Annotated in this window: 12 protein-coding genes; 8 read left to right on the top strand and 4 right to left on the bottom strand. The window is 64.8% G+C overall.

All coding sequences use genetic code 11. The features are described 5' to 3' along the window. Positions 1 to 82 precede the first annotated feature (82 nt). The 7 genes from WD767_17775 (at position 83) to WD767_17745 (ending at position 9,010) form a co-directional block, all read left to right on the top strand. Entirely contained in the window at positions 83 to 1,024 is a 942-nt protein-coding gene (locus WD767_17775) for a DUF2007 domain-containing protein (protein ID MEX2617941.1), read from the top strand. A 46-nt stretch (positions 1,025 to 1,070) separates the two neighbouring features. Beyond that, entirely contained in the window at positions 1,071 to 1,937 is an 867-nt protein-coding gene (locus tag WD767_17770; protein ID MEX2617940.1) for a S49 family peptidase, read from the top strand. 44 nt (positions 1,938 to 1,981) lie between these two features. Beyond that, positions 1,982 to 2,200: a hypothetical protein gene (locus WD767_17765; protein MEX2617939.1), complete on the top strand. Its 219-nt coding sequence runs from the start codon at positions 1,982 to 1,984 to the stop codon at positions 2,198 to 2,200. 67 nt (positions 2,201 to 2,267) lie between these two features. Next, positions 2,268 to 3,137: a glycine--tRNA ligase subunit alpha gene (locus WD767_17760; protein ID MEX2617938.1), complete on the top strand. Its 870-nt coding sequence runs from the start codon at positions 2,268 to 2,270 to the stop codon at positions 3,135 to 3,137. Continuing rightward, positions 3,130 to 5,355, top strand: coding sequence for a glycine--tRNA ligase subunit beta (gene glyS / locus WD767_17755; GenBank protein ID MEX2617937.1), 2,226 nt, complete (start codon positions 3,130 to 3,132; stop codon positions 5,353 to 5,355). The genes WD767_17760 and glyS overlap by 8 nt, the downstream gene beginning before the upstream one ends. A gap of 7 nt (positions 5,356 to 5,362) precedes the next feature. Further along, positions 5,363 to 8,047, top strand: coding sequence for a pyruvate, phosphate dikinase (gene ppdK / locus WD767_17750; protein ID MEX2617936.1), 2,685 nt, complete (start codon positions 5,363 to 5,365; stop codon positions 8,045 to 8,047). A gap of 27 nt (positions 8,048 to 8,074) precedes the next feature. Then, positions 8,075 to 9,010 (top strand): ABC transporter substrate-binding protein, encoded by a 936-nt coding sequence (locus WD767_17745; protein MEX2617935.1) that lies wholly within the window; start codon positions 8,075 to 8,077, stop codon positions 9,008 to 9,010. A gap of 1 nt (position 9,011) precedes the next feature. On the opposite strand, the gene WD767_17740 is transcribed toward WD767_17745, so the two are convergent. Together WD767_17740 and WD767_17735 are read right to left on the bottom strand one after the other, a co-directional pair. Further along, on the bottom strand, positions 9,012 to 9,440 hold the full coding sequence (locus tag WD767_17740) for a YHS domain-containing (seleno)protein (GenBank protein MEX2617934.1): 429 nt from the start codon (positions 9,438 to 9,440) through the stop codon (positions 9,012 to 9,014). Between the two features lie 185 nt (positions 9,441 to 9,625). Then, on the bottom strand, positions 9,626 to 9,856 hold the full coding sequence (locus WD767_17735) for a hypothetical protein (GenBank protein MEX2617933.1): 231 nt from the start codon (positions 9,854 to 9,856) through the stop codon (positions 9,626 to 9,628). Between the two features lie 492 nt (positions 9,857 to 10,348). On the opposite strand from WD767_17735, the gene WD767_17730 reads away from it, so the two are divergent. Then, a complete protein-coding gene (locus tag WD767_17730) occupies positions 10,349 to 10,888 on the top strand; it encodes a polymer-forming cytoskeletal protein (protein MEX2617932.1) in 540 nt (179 codons plus the stop codon). 71 nt (positions 10,889 to 10,959) lie between these two features. Here the strand turns inward: WD767_17730 and WD767_17725 are convergent, their stop codons facing one another. Together WD767_17725 and WD767_17720 are read right to left on the bottom strand one after the other, a co-directional pair. Then, positions 10,960 to 11,937, bottom strand: coding sequence for a D-2-hydroxyacid dehydrogenase (locus tag WD767_17725; GenBank protein MEX2617931.1), 978 nt, complete (start codon positions 11,935 to 11,937; stop codon positions 10,960 to 10,962). A 65-nt stretch (positions 11,938 to 12,002) separates the two neighbouring features. Further along, positions 12,003 to 15,479, bottom strand: a complete 3,477-nt coding sequence (locus WD767_17720; protein ID MEX2617930.1) for an indolepyruvate ferredoxin oxidoreductase family protein — start codon at positions 15,477 to 15,479, stop codon at positions 12,003 to 12,005. Between the last annotated feature and the right edge of the window lie 335 nt (positions 15,480 to 15,814).

Genomic DNA, 15,814 nt, shown 5'->3' with positions numbered 1-15,814 from the left:
ATAGTTCAACCCTCACAACGGTCAAGAGGGGCCGCGGCTTGCCGGCCCCCGGGATGGAGAACGGTATCGTGACGGATCGCTTGTGAAGGAACTCCTGCGCACCACGGACCCTGTCCGGCTGTCCTGGCTGACGGCGCTGCTGGCGGAGCAGAAGATCGAGGCAATCGTCTTCGACACCCATACCAGCATCCTCGAAGGGTCGATCAGCGCGATTCCGCGCCGCCTGCTGGTCGGCGATGCCGATTATGAGGCCGCCCGGCGGCTATTGGCCGATGCGGGTGAACTTGAAACTCAGGGATCCCGGCCGGATACCCTGCTGGGTGGCCGCGTGGCCCTGCGCCAGCACGCCGGCGGTTACCGGGCGGCCATCGATCCCGTGCTTCTGGCGGCGGCGACCCCCGCGGTCGCGGGCCGGGTTCTGGATGTGGGCACGGGTGTCGGGGCGGCCGCCCTGTGTTACGCGTCGCGGACACCGGGCGCGCAGGTTGTCGGCCTCGAAATACAGCCGAACATGGCCGCCATCGCGGCGGACAATACCCGACGCAACGGCTTCGAATCGCGCGTGACGATTGTCACGGGCGATCTGCTGCACCCGCCCGCGGTGCTGGCGCCGGGCGGCTTCGATCACGTTATGGCCAATCCGCCCTATCTGCCCGCCGGGCGCGGCGCGCCGCCGCCCGATCCGTCGAAGGCCATGGCGATGGTCGAGGGGGAAGCCGGCCTGGATGCCTGGATCGGTTTCTGCCTGCGGATGACGGCGCCGAAGGGCAGCGTCACGATGGTGCACCGCGCCGACCGGCTGGACGAAATCCTGGCGCTGCTGCGGCAGCGGGCCGGGGGGATCGTCGTGTTTCCGCTCTGGCCCGGCAGGGGACGCCCGGCGAAGCGGGTGATTGTTCGCGCCCGCCGGGATGTCCATGCGCCGCTGCATCTTTCGGCGGGGCTGACCCTGCACACTGGCGACGGTGATTACACCGAAGAAGCGCTTGCCGTGCTGCGGGACGGGGCGGCATTGACGTTGTGAGGCGCGCCCTCTTGGAATTATTGCCTAACGGGACCACATGGCAGCCATGACAGAAAGTAAAACGTTGCGCCTGATCCGTCGCGTGCCCTGGGCCGGCGAAAAACTGGCGGAAAAACTGAGCAAGCGCCCGCAGGTCGCGGTATTGCGGCTTTCCGGCGTTATCGGCCGGACTGGCGGAATCCGGCGCGGCGGGCTGACCCTGGAGGATCTGGCCGATCCTATCGAGCGCGCGTTCAAGACGCCGCATCTGTCGGCGGTCGCGCTGCTGGTCAATTCGCCGGGCGGGTCGCCGGTGCAATCGGCGCTGCTATCGAAGCGCATCCGCGCGCTCGCGGATGAAAAGAACGTGCCGGTCTATGCATTCTGCGAAGACGTGGCGGCGTCCGGCGGGTACTGGCTGGCCTGCGCCGCCGATGAAATCCATGCGGATGGCGCGTCGGTCATCGGCTCCATCGGCGTCGTCTCGGCCGGATTCGGGTTTCCGGCGCTGCTGGAGAAAATCGGCGTCGAGCGGCGCGTCCACACCGCCGGCGACAAGAAGGCGATCCTCGATCCCTTTCAGCCCGAAAACCCCGAGGATATCGAACACCTGAAGGAATTGCAGCGCGATATCCACGATCAGTTCAAGCAGCATGTGCGCGACCGGCGCGGCGACCGGCTGGCGGCGGATGACGCTGTCCTGTTCAGCGGCGAGTTCTGGACCGGGAACCGGGCGAAGGAACTGGGCCTGATCGACGATATCGGCGACCTGCGCAGCGTCATGCGGGCGAAATACGGCGAAAAGGTGCGGCTGCGGGTCGTCGATAACCGCAAGGGCTGGATAGAGCGGAAATTCGGCCTGCGGGCCGTCTGGGCGGATGATCTGGTCGGCGCCCTGGAAGCGCGGGGCCTGTGGGGCCGCTACGGGCTGTAACCCCTGCTTGACCGCAATTCCCCGCCAGCGCATATAGTCGGCCCATGTTGAGCAAGCTGATCATCCTCGCGGTTGTCATCGCCGCTGTCTGGTACGGATTCAGGCTGTTGACCCGGATCGACCGGCAGCGCCGGCAGAAGCTGGCGCAGGATAAAAAGGACGCCGTATCGGGCGTCGCGGATACGGTCCAGTGTCCCGTCTGCGGCACCTATGTCGCCACAATCGGGGCGGCGGACTGCGGCAAATCCGCGTGTCCCTATTGACCCGGTTGACCCGGTCAGGTGGCGCCGCTAGGTTGCGCCGCACAATTTTATAATGTCTGGCCGGGTCATGGCCCAAAATAACGCTGAAAACAGAAGCTTCCAGTCTCTGATCCTCAAGCTGCACGACTACTGGTCGCGGCAGGGCTGCGTGATTCTGCAGCCTTACGACATGGAGGTCGGCGCGGGGACCTTTCACCCGGCGACGACCCTGCGCGCGCTTGGCCCGAAACCCTGGCGCGCCGCCTATGTGCAGCCGTCGCGCCGCCCGACCGATGGGCGCTACGGCGAAAACCCCAACCGGCTGCAGCATTATTACCAGTACCAGGTTGTCCTGAAACCCTCGCCGCCGGAAAGCCAGCAGCTCTACCTGGACAGCCTGGGCGTGCTCGGCATCGACCCGCTGGCGCATGATATCCGCTTCGTCGAGGACGACTGGGAAAGCCCGACGCTGGGCGCCTGGGGACTGGGCTGGGAGGTCTGGTGCGACGGCATGGAAGTCAGCCAGTTCACCTATTTCCAGCAGGTCGGCGGCATCGACTGCAACCCGGTGGCGGTGGAACTGACCTACGGGCTGGAACGGCTCGCCATGTATGTGCAGGGCGTGGAGAACGTCTACGACCTCGACTTCAACGGCGCGGGCGTGAAATACGGCGATGTGTTCCACCGCGCTGAGGTGGAATACTCGAAGCACAACTTCGAACTGGCCGACACGGATATCCTGTTCCGCCATTTTGCCGATGCGGAAAAGGAATGCGCCTCGCTGCTGGAAGGCGAACTGGCGCTGCCCGCCTATGACCAGTGCCTGAAGGCCAGCCACCTGTTCAACCTGCTGGACGCGCGCGGCGTGATCAGCGTGACCGAACGCCAGGCCTATATCGCGCGGGTGCGGGCGCTGGCCAAGGGCTGCTGCGACGCCTGGGTGGCCGGCGATGTCTGAATTCCTGCTCGAACTCCTGTCGGAGGAAATCCCGGCGCGCATGCAGGCGCGCGCCGCCGAAGACCTCAAGCGCCTCGTCACCGACGGGCTGAAGAAGGCGCGGCTCGACTTCACCGGCACCGAAGCCTTTGTCACGCCGCGCCGCCTGGTGCTGGTGGTGGACGGGCTGCCGGACCGCCAGCCCGACCTGACGGAAGAACGCAAGGGGCCCCGGGTCGGCGCGCCGGACAAGGCCATCGAAGGCTTCCTGCGCGCCGCCGGGCTCGAATCGCTGGACCAGTGCGAAAAACGCGACATGGGCAAGGGCGGCGAAGTCTGGTTCGCGGTGAGCGAGCGGCAGGGCACATCTACTGTTCGAGCTATCCTCGATTTTCTTGGCCCAGTGATTTGGTCTTTTCCTTGGCCTAAATCCATGCGTTGGGGACATTCTAAAGGCCGCTATGTTCGGCCATTGCACAATGTGCTGTTGATCTTCAATGGCGAAAAGGTGGATGGCCAAATTGATTTTGAAGGCGGAGTTTCAGTTCCGTTTAGCGATACGACCCGCGGCCACCGCTTTCTCGCGCCCGATTCCTTCGCCGTGTCGAATTTCGCGGAATACCGCGACCGGCTGCGCGACGCCTATGTCATCATCGATCCAGCGGAACGGCGCGCGGTCATCGCGCGCGACCTGGCGGCGCAGGCGGCGGCGGAGGGGCTGACGGTCCGGGACGATCCGGCGCTGCTGGACGAAGTCGCCGGGCTGGTCGAATGGCCGGTGGCGCTGATCGGCGATATCGACGCGGCGTTCATGGACGTGCCGGCGGAGGCGCTGACCTCGTCCATGCGGACGCACCAGAAATATTTCTCGCTGCTGAACGCGGACGGGTCGCTGGCGCCGCGCTTCGGCTTCGTCGCCAATATGGCGGCGGCGGACGGCGGCAGGGCGATCGTCGCCGGTAACGAGCGCGTGCTGCGCGCCCGACTGTCCGACGCCAAATTCTTCTGGGACCAGGACCGCCGCATACCGCTGGCCGACCGCGCCCCGGCGCTGGACGCCATCGTGTTCCATGCGAAGCTCGGCACGGTCGCGGAAAAGGTCCAGCGGATCGCGGCGCTGGCCGCCGACCTGTCGCAGAGCATTCCGGGCGCCGACCGGGATTCCGCGCGCGGCGCGGCGCTGCTGTGCAAGGCGGATCTGGTCACCGGCATGGTCGGCGAATTCCCTGACCTGCAGGGCGTAATGGGCCGCTATTACGCGCTGGGCGACGGCGAAGGCGCGGCTGTGGCCGATGCCATCGCGGAGCACTATTCGCCGCTGGGGCCGAATGACCGCTGCCCGACCGCGCCGGTATCGGTCGCCGTGGCGCTGGCCGACAAGATCGACACGCTGGTCGGGTTCTGGCTGATCGACGAGAAACCCACGGGGTCGAAGGACCCCTTCGCGCTGCGCCGCGCGGCGCTGGGCGTGATTCGCCTGATCCTTGAAAACCGGCTGCGGTTGCCTTTGCGGAGTGTATTCAACGCTTCTTGTTACTTGTATGAAGAGCGTTTTGGAAAGCTAAAAGCCGAAGAAGAGACTAGTAGAACGATAGGTCTTGATGTCGGTGCCGAGAGCATAGGAGTGGCGATCCGTGATACAGTGAATCGCACAACTAGCTATAGACGTGTACCTTCGCTGTCGCATGCGGCAAAATTAGATTATCCAGAGTCTCGCGACCTGCTCGGCTTTTTCGCCGACCGGCTGAAGGTATACCTGCGCGAACAGGGCGTCCGCCATGACCTGATCGCGGCGATCTTCGAACAGGGCGACGAGGACGATCTCGTCCGGCTGATGGCGCGGGTCGATGCGCTGGCGGCGCTGGTCGCCAGCAATGACGGCGAAAACCTGCTGATCGCCAACCGCCGCGCGGCCAATATCGTCCGTATCGAATCGAAGAAGGATTCGGCTGATTTCGTCCCGGTCGACTATGATCCATCCCGCGCAGAAGGCGAGGAAGCCGTCTTGTGGGCCGCGCTGGAAGAAACGCGCGTGGCGGTTGCGCCGTTGATCGAACGGGAAGAATTCGCGGAGGCCATGAACGCGCTGGCGCGTCTGCGCGCGCCGGTGGATCTGTTTTTTGACAAGGTAACCGTTAACGCGGACGACGCGGAAACACGCCGGAACCGGCTCTGCCTGCTGGCGCATCTGACGGATGTGATGCGCGGCGTCGCGGATTTCGGCCAGATCGAGGGTTAGGACGGCCATGACGAAATGGGTTTACGGATTTGGCGACGGCACGGCCGAAGGCCGCGCCGACATGCGCGACCTGCTGGGCGGCAAGGGCGCCAACCTGGCGGAAATGTGCAATCTGGGCCTGCCGGTGCCGCCGGGGTTTTCGATCACCACCGAACTCTGCACCGCCTATTACGAAAACGGCGAGACCTATCCCGCTGAACTGAAGGGCGAGGTCGCGGCGGCGCTGCGGCGGGTCGAGGATTCGGTCGATGCGAAGTTCGGCGATCCGGAAAAACCCCTGCTGGTCTCCGTCCGTTCCGGGGCGCGGGTGTCGATGCCGGGCATGATGGATACCGTGCTCAACCTCGGCCTCAACGACGTCACCGTCGAGGGGCTGGCGGCGCGCAGCAACGATGCGCGCTTCGCCTATGACAGCTATCGCCGCTTCATCCAGATGTATGGCGACGTGGTGCTCGGCGTCGCGCATTATCATTTCGAGGATCTGCTGGAATATGCGAAGGAAGACTGTGGCGTCTCCCTGGACACGGAACTTTCCGCCGACAGTCTGAAGACCCTGATCGCCGGTTTCAAGGCGAAGGTGGAAGAGGAAACCGGCGCGCCATTCCCGCAGGACCCGGAAGAGCAGCTCTGGGGCGCGATCACCGCTGTCTTCGGCAGCTGGCAGACCGCGCGGGCCGTCACCTATCGCCGCCTGAACAATATCCCCGAGGAATGGGGCACGGCGGTCAATGTCCAGGCGATGGTCTTCGGCAATATGGGCGATGACTGCGCCACCGGCGTCGCCTTCACCCGCGACCCCTCGACCGGCGAGAACAGCTTTTTCGGCGAATACCTGATCAACGCCCAGGGCGAGGATGTGGTCGCCGGTATCCGCACGCCGCAGCGCCTGACGATTCGCGGCAAGGAACTGACCGGGTCGACCCTGCCCTCGATGGAAGAGGTCATGCCGGGAGTCTTCGCCGAACTGGAGGCGATCCGGCACAAGCTGGAAGCCCATTACCGCGACATGCAGGATATCGAATTCACCGTGCAGCAGGAAAAACTTTGGATGCTGCAGACGCGCAGCGGCAAACGGACGACCGCGGCGGCGCTGAAGATCGCGACCGACATGGCGAACGAAGGACTGATCGACCGCCGCACCGCCGTGTCCCGCATCGAACCGGCGGCGCTAGACCAGTTGCTGCACCCGACCCTCGACCCCAGGGCGGAACGCAATGTCATCGCACGCGGCCTGCCGGCCTCGCCGGGCGCCGCCTGCGGCAAGGTCGTTTTCAACGCTGACGAGGCGGAGAAAATGGCCGGGCAGGGCGAAGCCGTTATCCTGGTGCGGGTCGAAACCAGTCCGGAAGACATCCACGGCATGCACGCGGCGAAGGGCATCCTGACCGCGCGCGGCGGGATGACCAGCCATGCCGCCGTCGTCGCCCGGGGCATGGGGCGGCCCTGCGTCGCCGGCGCCGGCGAAATCCGGATCGATTACCGGGCGGGCGAAATGACCGTCCGCAACCAGACGGTCCGGGCGGGCCAGGTTATTACCATCGACGGCGCGGCCGGCGAGGTCATGCTGGGCGCGGTGGCGACCATGGAGCCGGTGCTGTCGGGGGATTTCGAGACCCTGATGACCTGGGCGGACGAGTTCCGCACCCTGGGTGTGCGCACCAATGCGGAAACCGTGGAAGAAGTCACGACCGCGCTGCGCTTCGGCGCGGAAGGCATCGGCCTGTCGCGCACCGAGCATATGTTCTTCGACGCCGACCGCATCATCGCGATGCGCGAGATGATCGTGGCGGAGGACGAGGCCGGGCGCCGCCACGCGCTGGAAAAGATCCTGCCGATGCAGCGGGACGATTTCGCCGCGATCTTCCGGCTGATGAAGTCGCTGCCGGTGACAATCCGGCTGCTCGACCCGCCGCTGCATGAATTCCTGCCGAAGGGCGATGCGGAAATCGCCGATGTCGCCGCCGCGGCGGGCGTGTCGGAAGAACGGGTCCGGCGGCGCGCGCTGCGGCTGGAGGAATCGAACCCGATGCTGGGGCATCGCGGCTGCCGGCTGGCGATCACGTATCCCGAAATCTGCGAAATGCAGGCGCGGGCGATTTTCGAGGCGGCCGTCATCGTGACGAAGGAAACCGGCGAAACCGTCATTCCCGAAGTCATGGTGCCGCTGATCGCGACGCGCCGCGAACTGGATATTCTCAAGGAAGTGATCGACCGCGTCGCCGACGAGGTTGCCGTAGAACAGGGACTGGCGCCGCAATACCTGGTCGGCACGATGATCGAACTGCCGCGCGCCGCGCTGATGGCGGGCGACATTGCGAAGACCGCCGAATTCTTCAGCTTCGGCACCAACGACCTGACCCAGACGACCTACGGCATCAGCCGCGACGATGCCGCGTCCTTCCTGCCCGATTACGAACGCGCGGGCATTCTCGACGGCGACCCCTTCGTGTCCATCGACCCTGACGGGGTCGGCGAACTGGTCAGGATCGGCGTCGACCGTGGCCGTGCGGTGCGCGCCGACATGAAGATGGGCATCTGCGGCGAACATGGCGGCGACCCGCGCTCGGTCGCCTTCTGCCACAATGTCGGGCTGGACTACGTATCCTGCTCCCCCTACCGCGTGCCGATTGCCCGCCTTGCGGCGGCGCAGGCGGCAATCGCGGCCAGCGACCGGCAATGTTCAACCGCCTGACTCGCCGGTAAGGCGGAAGGGATCGCCATGAATACGCCTGACGGGGAAGCGGCGGACACGCTGCGCATATATGGCAACCTCTCGCTGGTGGAGATGGCGCCGGTGCTGCTCGCCATCGAGCGCTATTACGACGGCCCGGTCCATCTGGCGCATGGCGGCGTCATGGCGCTGTGGGGGGAGGGGAGCGAACTGGCCAGCCTCGCTTCCACCGGCCGGGCGGATATCGCCCTCAACACCGAAACCCAGGCGCTGCGCGGCGCCGCGCGGCATCCGGACATGCGCTTCATCTTTACCGTCGGCGAATGCCCCTACCGCATCGTCGCCCGCCGCTCCGCCGGGATCGCCACGCTGGCCGACCTGCGCGGCAGGCGGGTCGGCACGCAGATCGATTCCTCGGCCGACTATTTCCTCGACGCCATGCTGAATACCGTGGGACTCGGCCTGGCGGACGTCACCCGCGTGCCCTTCATGATGAAGACGGAAAAGCCGCTGACCCTGCTGCCGGAGGCGCTGCGGGACGGCGAGATCGACGCCGTCGCCATGTGGGAGCCGCAGGTCGCGCGGGCGCAGAATCTCATCGGCGATGACGCCGTCGCCTTCTACGACCCGGATGTCTACACGGAGAAATTCAGCCTCTGCACGACGCAGGCGAAGCTGGAGGAACCCGCCATGCGCGGCCGCATCGTGGCCTTTACCCGCGCCCTGATCGAAGCCTCGCGGCTCCTGCGCACCGACCCGCAGCCGGGCTGGGACCTCGTGGCGCGGACTTCCGGCCTCGACCGCCGCACCATCCGCGACTCATGGGGCTACTACCAGTTCCCCGCGACCCTCGCGTCCGACACGCTGGACTTCTGCGAGCGCATCGAGCCCTGGATTGCAGCCCTGGAAGGCCGCAACCCGAACGACCGGGCGGCGCTGGCGCGGTTGATCGATGACAGCGTCGTGAAAGAAGCGCGGGCCTGACTCACTCCGTTTCCAGCTTCTTGCGGATTAATGGCCAGTTGCCGTCTCCCGCGGCGATCAGCTTTTCGACGCCGCCCGACACCCATTGTTCCTGGATATCCTGCGAATAGTTCAGGTACAGCTTGCCCTCCACGATCTTCCAGGCCTCGGGATCGATTTTCGCCGTATAGCCCTGGCTGACCGCCCAGGCGCAGTAGCCGCCATACTGCGGCGCGTATTTATCGGGGTCCGCCGCGAAGGCGTCGCGGTTGGCCGCGCTGGCGAAATACCATTTCGCGCCCATCCATTCATGGGTGAAGTCGCTGTCGCCCTCGACCGGCTTCCCGTCGCGGAAATAGGCGACAGTGTCATAGCCGTCGATTGCCTTGCCCCCGGACGAGTAGACGAGTTCGTCCGCCCGCAGGGGGGCGGCAAGCGCGACGAGAAACATGATGAAAAGGACGGTGTTCAGGATTGGCCGCATGATCGTCTCCGTTTTGTTCCGCGAACCGCCGGCCTGAAAAGTCGGAGCGTCCGCAAGCATGCATTACGGTTGCGGATTCTGGACAGCCCGCGCGGCGTGCACAAATCAAAACACGCTCTCGTGCCTTCATATGGCCGTGAGGACTGTGGCGGTTAATCCGCCAGCGGCATTGTCACGGTCGCTTTCCGCTTCCTGACAGGCTTTTTTCCGGCTTCGGCGGCTTCCTTTTCGGCTGCCTCTTTCGCATAGCGCAGTTCCCGCAGCTTTGCGTTATGCTCGGCGCTTTTCTGCCGCGCCTTGTCCCGCTCGACGAGGGCCACCTTGGCCTTTGTTTCGCTTGCGGCGAATAGCCGCTCGGCTTTTGTCATTTCGGTGTTCGCCATTCGATGGTTCCTCTGCTCCGGTTTGCCGGGCCCGATCGTCACCATGACGTTCAGGCTTTGTGTTGGATCGCTGTTTGCGGACGCATTTTCCGCCCCGATGGAACAACTGGCGCGATCGCTTGCGGCAGTGGATGCGGGCACCGTAAAAACGTCGTGTGACCCGCATCCCGCATCCCGCATTATAGCGTGAAAATACACAGATTTTATTTATTTATATTACCAAATATATGGTGTTACGGGACGGACTTCTCAATAAATATTTATAATTAAACGGCAATTCCTGGGGAAAAGGTCAAATACGTATGTGCCGAACTCCGGGGATGATTCCGCGCCGATCCGACTGTCCCGCGCTCCTGTCCGGAGGGTGAACGCGGTTGCCGGAACATGGTCGCAATATTGCCCCATTCTCGCCTAATTTCCCGCCGCCATTCGGGTTACGGTCGTACATTGTCATGAATAACGGGCCGCGGGGTCAGGATAGGGATGCGAGACATGTTCAGAAAGCAGGGTGGGAGCGAAAGCGTGCAACGGGAAACGGAGAGTCCCTCACAGGTCCGCAGCATGGACCGGCAGCCGATGCGGGCCTCAATACCCGACAAGGGCGGGCCGAACGGGCGGCTGACAGTCGGTCCCGATATCAGGCTGGTCGGCGCCTCGATCGAGGCTTGCGACACTTTGCATGTGGAAGGGCATGTGGAGGCTTCGATGGACAGCCGGCTCATCCACATCGCGGAAACCGGCACGTTTTCGGGCGCCGTTTCGGTGGATGAAGCGGAAATTCACGGCCGGTTCGACGGCGAACTGACGGTCCGGGACCGCCTCACCGTGCACAAGACCGGCCGCATCGGCGGCACCGTGCGCTATGGCCGCCTGTCGGTCGAGGATGGCGGTGAGATCGCCGGCGATGTCGGATCCATCAAAACCGCGCCGCCCGCTGCGAAAGCCGTCGAGAAGCCGGTCGATAAGCCGACCGCGACTCCCGCCCCGGGACCACAGCCGGTGTCGGCCGAGGCGAAAGCGACAACCGGCTGACGCACCGCTATTCCGGGCCCAGGCGGGATTCCCCGAGCGGATCGTGTTAGTCTGATCAAAGTCGAGTCGTTTCAGAACCAGGTGGTCTTGTCGACGATGTTGCGCAGTTCCTCGCCCTTCGCGAAGCGGCGGCAGTTGTCCAGCAGGATGTCGAGTCGCCGGTCGTCCAGGTAGGGGCCATACCCCGCAGTATGCGGCGTGATCAGCACGTTCGGCGCGTCCCATAGTGGGTGGTCCGCCGGCAAGGGCTCGATTTCGAACACGTCCAGCGCCGCGCCTGCGATCTCCCCCGCCTCCAGCGCCGCGACCAGATCGTCGAGTTTGACGGTCATGCCGCGTCCGATATTGATCAGGAAGCCGCTTTTCCGCATGCGGCGCAGACGTTGCCGGTCCATCAGCCCTTCGGTCGCCGGCGTGTGCGGGATGGTCATGATGACGAAATCGGCCCGCGGCAGCAGGTCGTCCAGCAATTCCGGCTTGTGCATTTCGGCCACCCCTTCGGGCAAGTCCTCGCGGCGGCCGTCCACGCCGATCACATTCATGCCGAAGGCATGGCACAGCCGGGCCGCCTCCGCGCCGATGCCGCCGACGCCCAGGATCAGCGCCGTCGCCTCCGGCAGGTGCACCACGCCGGTATCCTTCGGCGGCTGTTTGTATTCGTGCCGTACCTGCTGCGGCCAGAGGTAGTGGAAGCCCCGCGCGAAGGCGAGGACGAAGCCCATGATATGCGCGCCGATATGGTCGTTGAAGATTTCGCGCTGATTGGTCACCACCACCGGGTGCTCGACCAGCGCCGGATGATAGAATCCGGCGGGCGGCGCAATCTGCGGCGCCTGCAGCCAGCGCAGCCGCTGCGCCTTTTCCAGCACCTCCGGCGGCATGACGCCAAAGGCCGCCTCGGCCTCAACGATGTCGCGCATCGCCTCCTCGATGGTTTCGGGCTGCAGCACGCGGATGCCGATATCCTCCGCGGCGACCCGCGACGCCCATTCGCGCCGCACCGGCGTCTGCGGCGGCATCATGACAAGTGTAAAGGCGGTGTTTTCCATGGGCTTGACCTCGGCAAGAAATGAAGGGCGATGCGTGTGTCGTCCGGCGTACAGGGGACCGCGAATCAGTCAGCCGCATTGGCCTGGCCGTCCCCGTCGCGGAAACGGGCGAACAGGGCGGCTTCGTTGGCTTTGGCGTCGGCGATATGGCGGTCCTTCACATGGCCATAGCCCCGGATATGCTCCGGCACGCTGGCGATCTCCACCGCGATGGCGTGGTTCGCGACGGTAAGCCCGGCCAGGATTTCCGCGATCGCAGCTTCGTATTCGATGATCAGTTCGCGCTCGCGGCGGCGTTCGGCGCTGCGGCCGAACGGGTCCCAGGCGGTGCCGCGAATCCCTTTCAGTTTCGCCAGCAGCCGGAAGGCCTGCAGCATCCAGGGGCCATAGGCCTTCTTTCGCAGGTGGCCGGTTTCCGGATCGCGTTCCGCGGTCAGCGGCGGCGCCAGGTGGTAATTCAGCCTGTAATCGCCGGTGAACCGGTCACGCACCGATTGCAGGAAGGCCGGATCCGTATGCAGCCGCGCGACCTCGTATTCGTCCTTGTAGGCCAGCAGCTTGAAGTAGTAGCGCGCGACCGCCTGCGTCAGCGCGTCCGAGTCGCGCATGATCCGCGATTCCGCCGTCTGCACCCGCACGACCAGGTCCTTGTAGCGCCGCGCATAGGCCGCGTCCTGGTAGCCTGTCAGGAATTCGATGCGGCGCCGGACAACGTCTTCCAGCGTCGTCGCGAAGGCTTCCGGCTTCTCCGCCGCCGGCCCTGCCGCGCGCTGTACCGCCGCCGGGTCATGCGCGGCGCGCTGGCCCCACAGGAAGGCGGCCTTGTTGGCTTTCACCGCGACGCCGTTCAGTTCGATGGCCGTTTCGATGGATTCCGCCGCGATGGGGATGGTGCCCTTCTGCCAGGCGTAGCCGAGCATGAACATGTTGGTCGCGATGGAATCGCCCAGCAGCGCCGTCGCCAGCCGCGTCGCCTCGACGAAGTCGGTCTTCTCCTTGCCCGCCATTTCGGCGATGCCGCGCTCCAGTTCGCCTTCCGGGAAGGCCATGTCCGGGTCGCGGGTGAAATCGCCGGTGATGGTTTCGTGGGTATTGACGAACATTGCGGTTTCCCCGGGCCGTACCTTGGTCAGCACATCGGAACCCGCCGTGACCACGATATCGCAGCCGATCACCGCCTTCGCCCCGCCGGATGCCAGGCGCACCGCGTGGATGTCTTCCGGCGTTCTGGCGATCCGCACATGGGTCAGCACGGCGCCGCCCTTCTGCGCCAACCCGGTCATGTCGAGCACCGAACAGCCCTTGCCCTCGATATGGGCGGCCATGCCGAGCAGCGCGCCGATAGTCACCACCCCCGTGCCGCCGACCCCGGTGATCAGGATGCCGTAGGGCGTGTCGATGGATGGCTGGGCCGGTTCCGGCAGCACCTCGAACAGGTCCGGCTGGGCGGTTTGCGCCGCCGGTTCCGGTTTGCGCAGCGCGCCGCCCTCGACGGTCACGAAGCTGGGGCAGAATCCGTTCAGGCAGGAAAAATCCTTGTTGCAGGTTGACTGGTCGATGCTGCGCTTGCGGCCGAATTCGGTTTCCTTCGGCACCACCGACAGGCAGTTGGAGGCCACCGAACAGTCGCCGCAGCCTTCGCAGACCAGTTCGTTGATGATGACGCGCCGCGCCGGGTCGGGGAAGGTGCCGCGCTTGCGCCGGCGGCGTTTTTCCGCCGCGCAGGTCTGGTCGTAGATGATGGCGGTGACGCCTTCGACCTCGCGCAGTTCGCGCTGGATCCGGTCCAGCTCGTCGCGGTGTTCGATGGTCACGCCCGCCGCCAGGCCCGATTGCCGGCCGTATTTTTCCGGTTCGTCGGATACCACGACGACGCGCCCGACGCCTTCGCCGTACAGCTGATGGGTGATGCGCGGCACCGAGATTCCGCCGCCGACCGGTTGCCCGCCGGTCATCGCCACCGCGTCGTTGAACAGGATCTTGTAGGTGATGTTGTTGCCGGCCGCGACGGCGGCGCGGATCGCCAGCAACCCCGAATGATAATAGGTGCCGTCGCCCAGGTTGACAAAGACATGCTTCGTACCGGTGAACGGCGCCTGGCCGTGCCAACTGGCGCCTTCGCCGCCCATCTGGGTATAGGTCTCGGTGTTGCGGTCCATCCACTGCGCCATGTAATGGCAACCGATTCCCGCCAGCGCGCGGCTGCCTTCCGGTACCTTGGTGGAGGTATTGTGCGGACAGCCGGAACAGAAATACGGCGTGCGCTTCAGCGGCGGGTCGATCGCCGCCAGCGACTGTTCCCTGATATCCAGGAAACGGACGCGCTCCTCGATTTTCCCGCTGGTATGGAAACGGGCGATGCGCTTTGCAATCAGTTTGGCGATGGGCCCCGGCGTCAACTCCCCGTTCGAGGGCAGTATCCAGTGGCGTTCCTCGTCGAACTTGCCGATCACCCGCGGCCGCGCGTCCTCGCGCCAGTTATACAGCTGCTCCTTGAGCTGGTTTTCGATCAGCGCGCGCTTTTCCTCGACCACGAGGATTTCCTCCAGCCCTTCGGCGAAGCGGCGGATGCCTTCCGGCTCCAGCGGCCAGGTCATGCCGACCTTGTAGACAGACAGGCCGATATTCTGCGCATAGGCCTCGTCGATGCCGAGGTCTTCCAGCGCCTGCATCACGTCCAGGTAGGATTTGCCGGCGGTCACGATGCCGAAGCGCCGTTTCGGCCCGTCGATCACGGTGCGGTTCAGGTTGTTGGCGCGGGCAAAGGCGAGCGCGGCATAGAGCTTGTGCCGGTGCAGCCGTTCCTCCTGCGCCAGCGGTTCGTCGGGGTAGCGGATGTTCAGCCCGTCCGCCGGCATGTCGAAATCGTCGGGATACCTGATCTTGACCCGGTGCGGATCGACATGGACCGAGGCCGAACTGTCGGCGGTTTCCGCGATCACCTTGAACGCGACCCAGCAGCCGGAATAGCGTGACATCGCCCAGCCATACAGGCCCATATCGAGGAATTCCTGCACGCCGGACGGATTCAGCACCGGGATCATCGCATCCATATAGGCGTATTCGGTCTGGTGCGCGGTGGTGGAGGATTTGCAGGTATGGTCGTCCCCCGACAGCAGCAGCACGCCGCCATGTTTCGACGATCCGGCCAGGTTTCCGTGGCGCAGCGCATCGCCGGACCGGTCGACCCCCGGCCCCTTGGCGTACCACATGGCGAACACGCCGTCGTAGTTGGCGTCCGGGAACAGATTGAGCTGCTGGCTGCCCCAGACCGCGGTGGCGGCGAGGTCCTCGTTCACCCCCGGTTCGAAGCGGATATGGTTTTTCTCGATGAAGGGCCTGGCCTGCCACAACTGCTGGTCCAGCGCGCCCAGCGGCGACCCGCGATAGCCGGTGATGTACCCGCCCGTCTTCAGCCCCGCCGCGTCATCGCGCTGCCGCTGCATCAGCGGCAGCCGCACCAGCGCCTGGACCCCGGTCAGAAAGACGCGGCCGGTTTCCAGCGCGTATTTGTCGTCCAGCGAGACGGCGGTCTGGGCCATGGGCTTCCCTCGATTCAGCCTGTCCGCGATGCCTGTTGCACCACGATACGTTTAAAAAGGTACTGCGCCGCACCGGTTTTTCAAACCGATTTGGCGATTTGCGCCGCAGATCGCAACGGTACTGCACCCGGCGGGCCGGGCCGAAACGTAATATTGCGCGCAACCCGCCCGCCGCGCAGCAAAAATACCCGCCGGCGCACCGCTGACCCCGGCTGTCAGAAAATTGCCGGATCATTGGTTTTTATTGGCTTTTATTGCCTTTTGTTGGCTTCGGGACACTCCCGGCCTCACCGTGAATACCCAATTCATAGGAATTATGCCTGATTCCGATTTTT

Source organism: Alphaproteobacteria bacterium, assembly GCA_040905865.1.
Lineage (GTDB): Bacteria > Pseudomonadota > Alphaproteobacteria > UBA8366.
The sequence above is the reverse complement of the archived record's forward strand: the minus strand, read 5'-3'. Positions and strand labels throughout refer to the sequence as shown.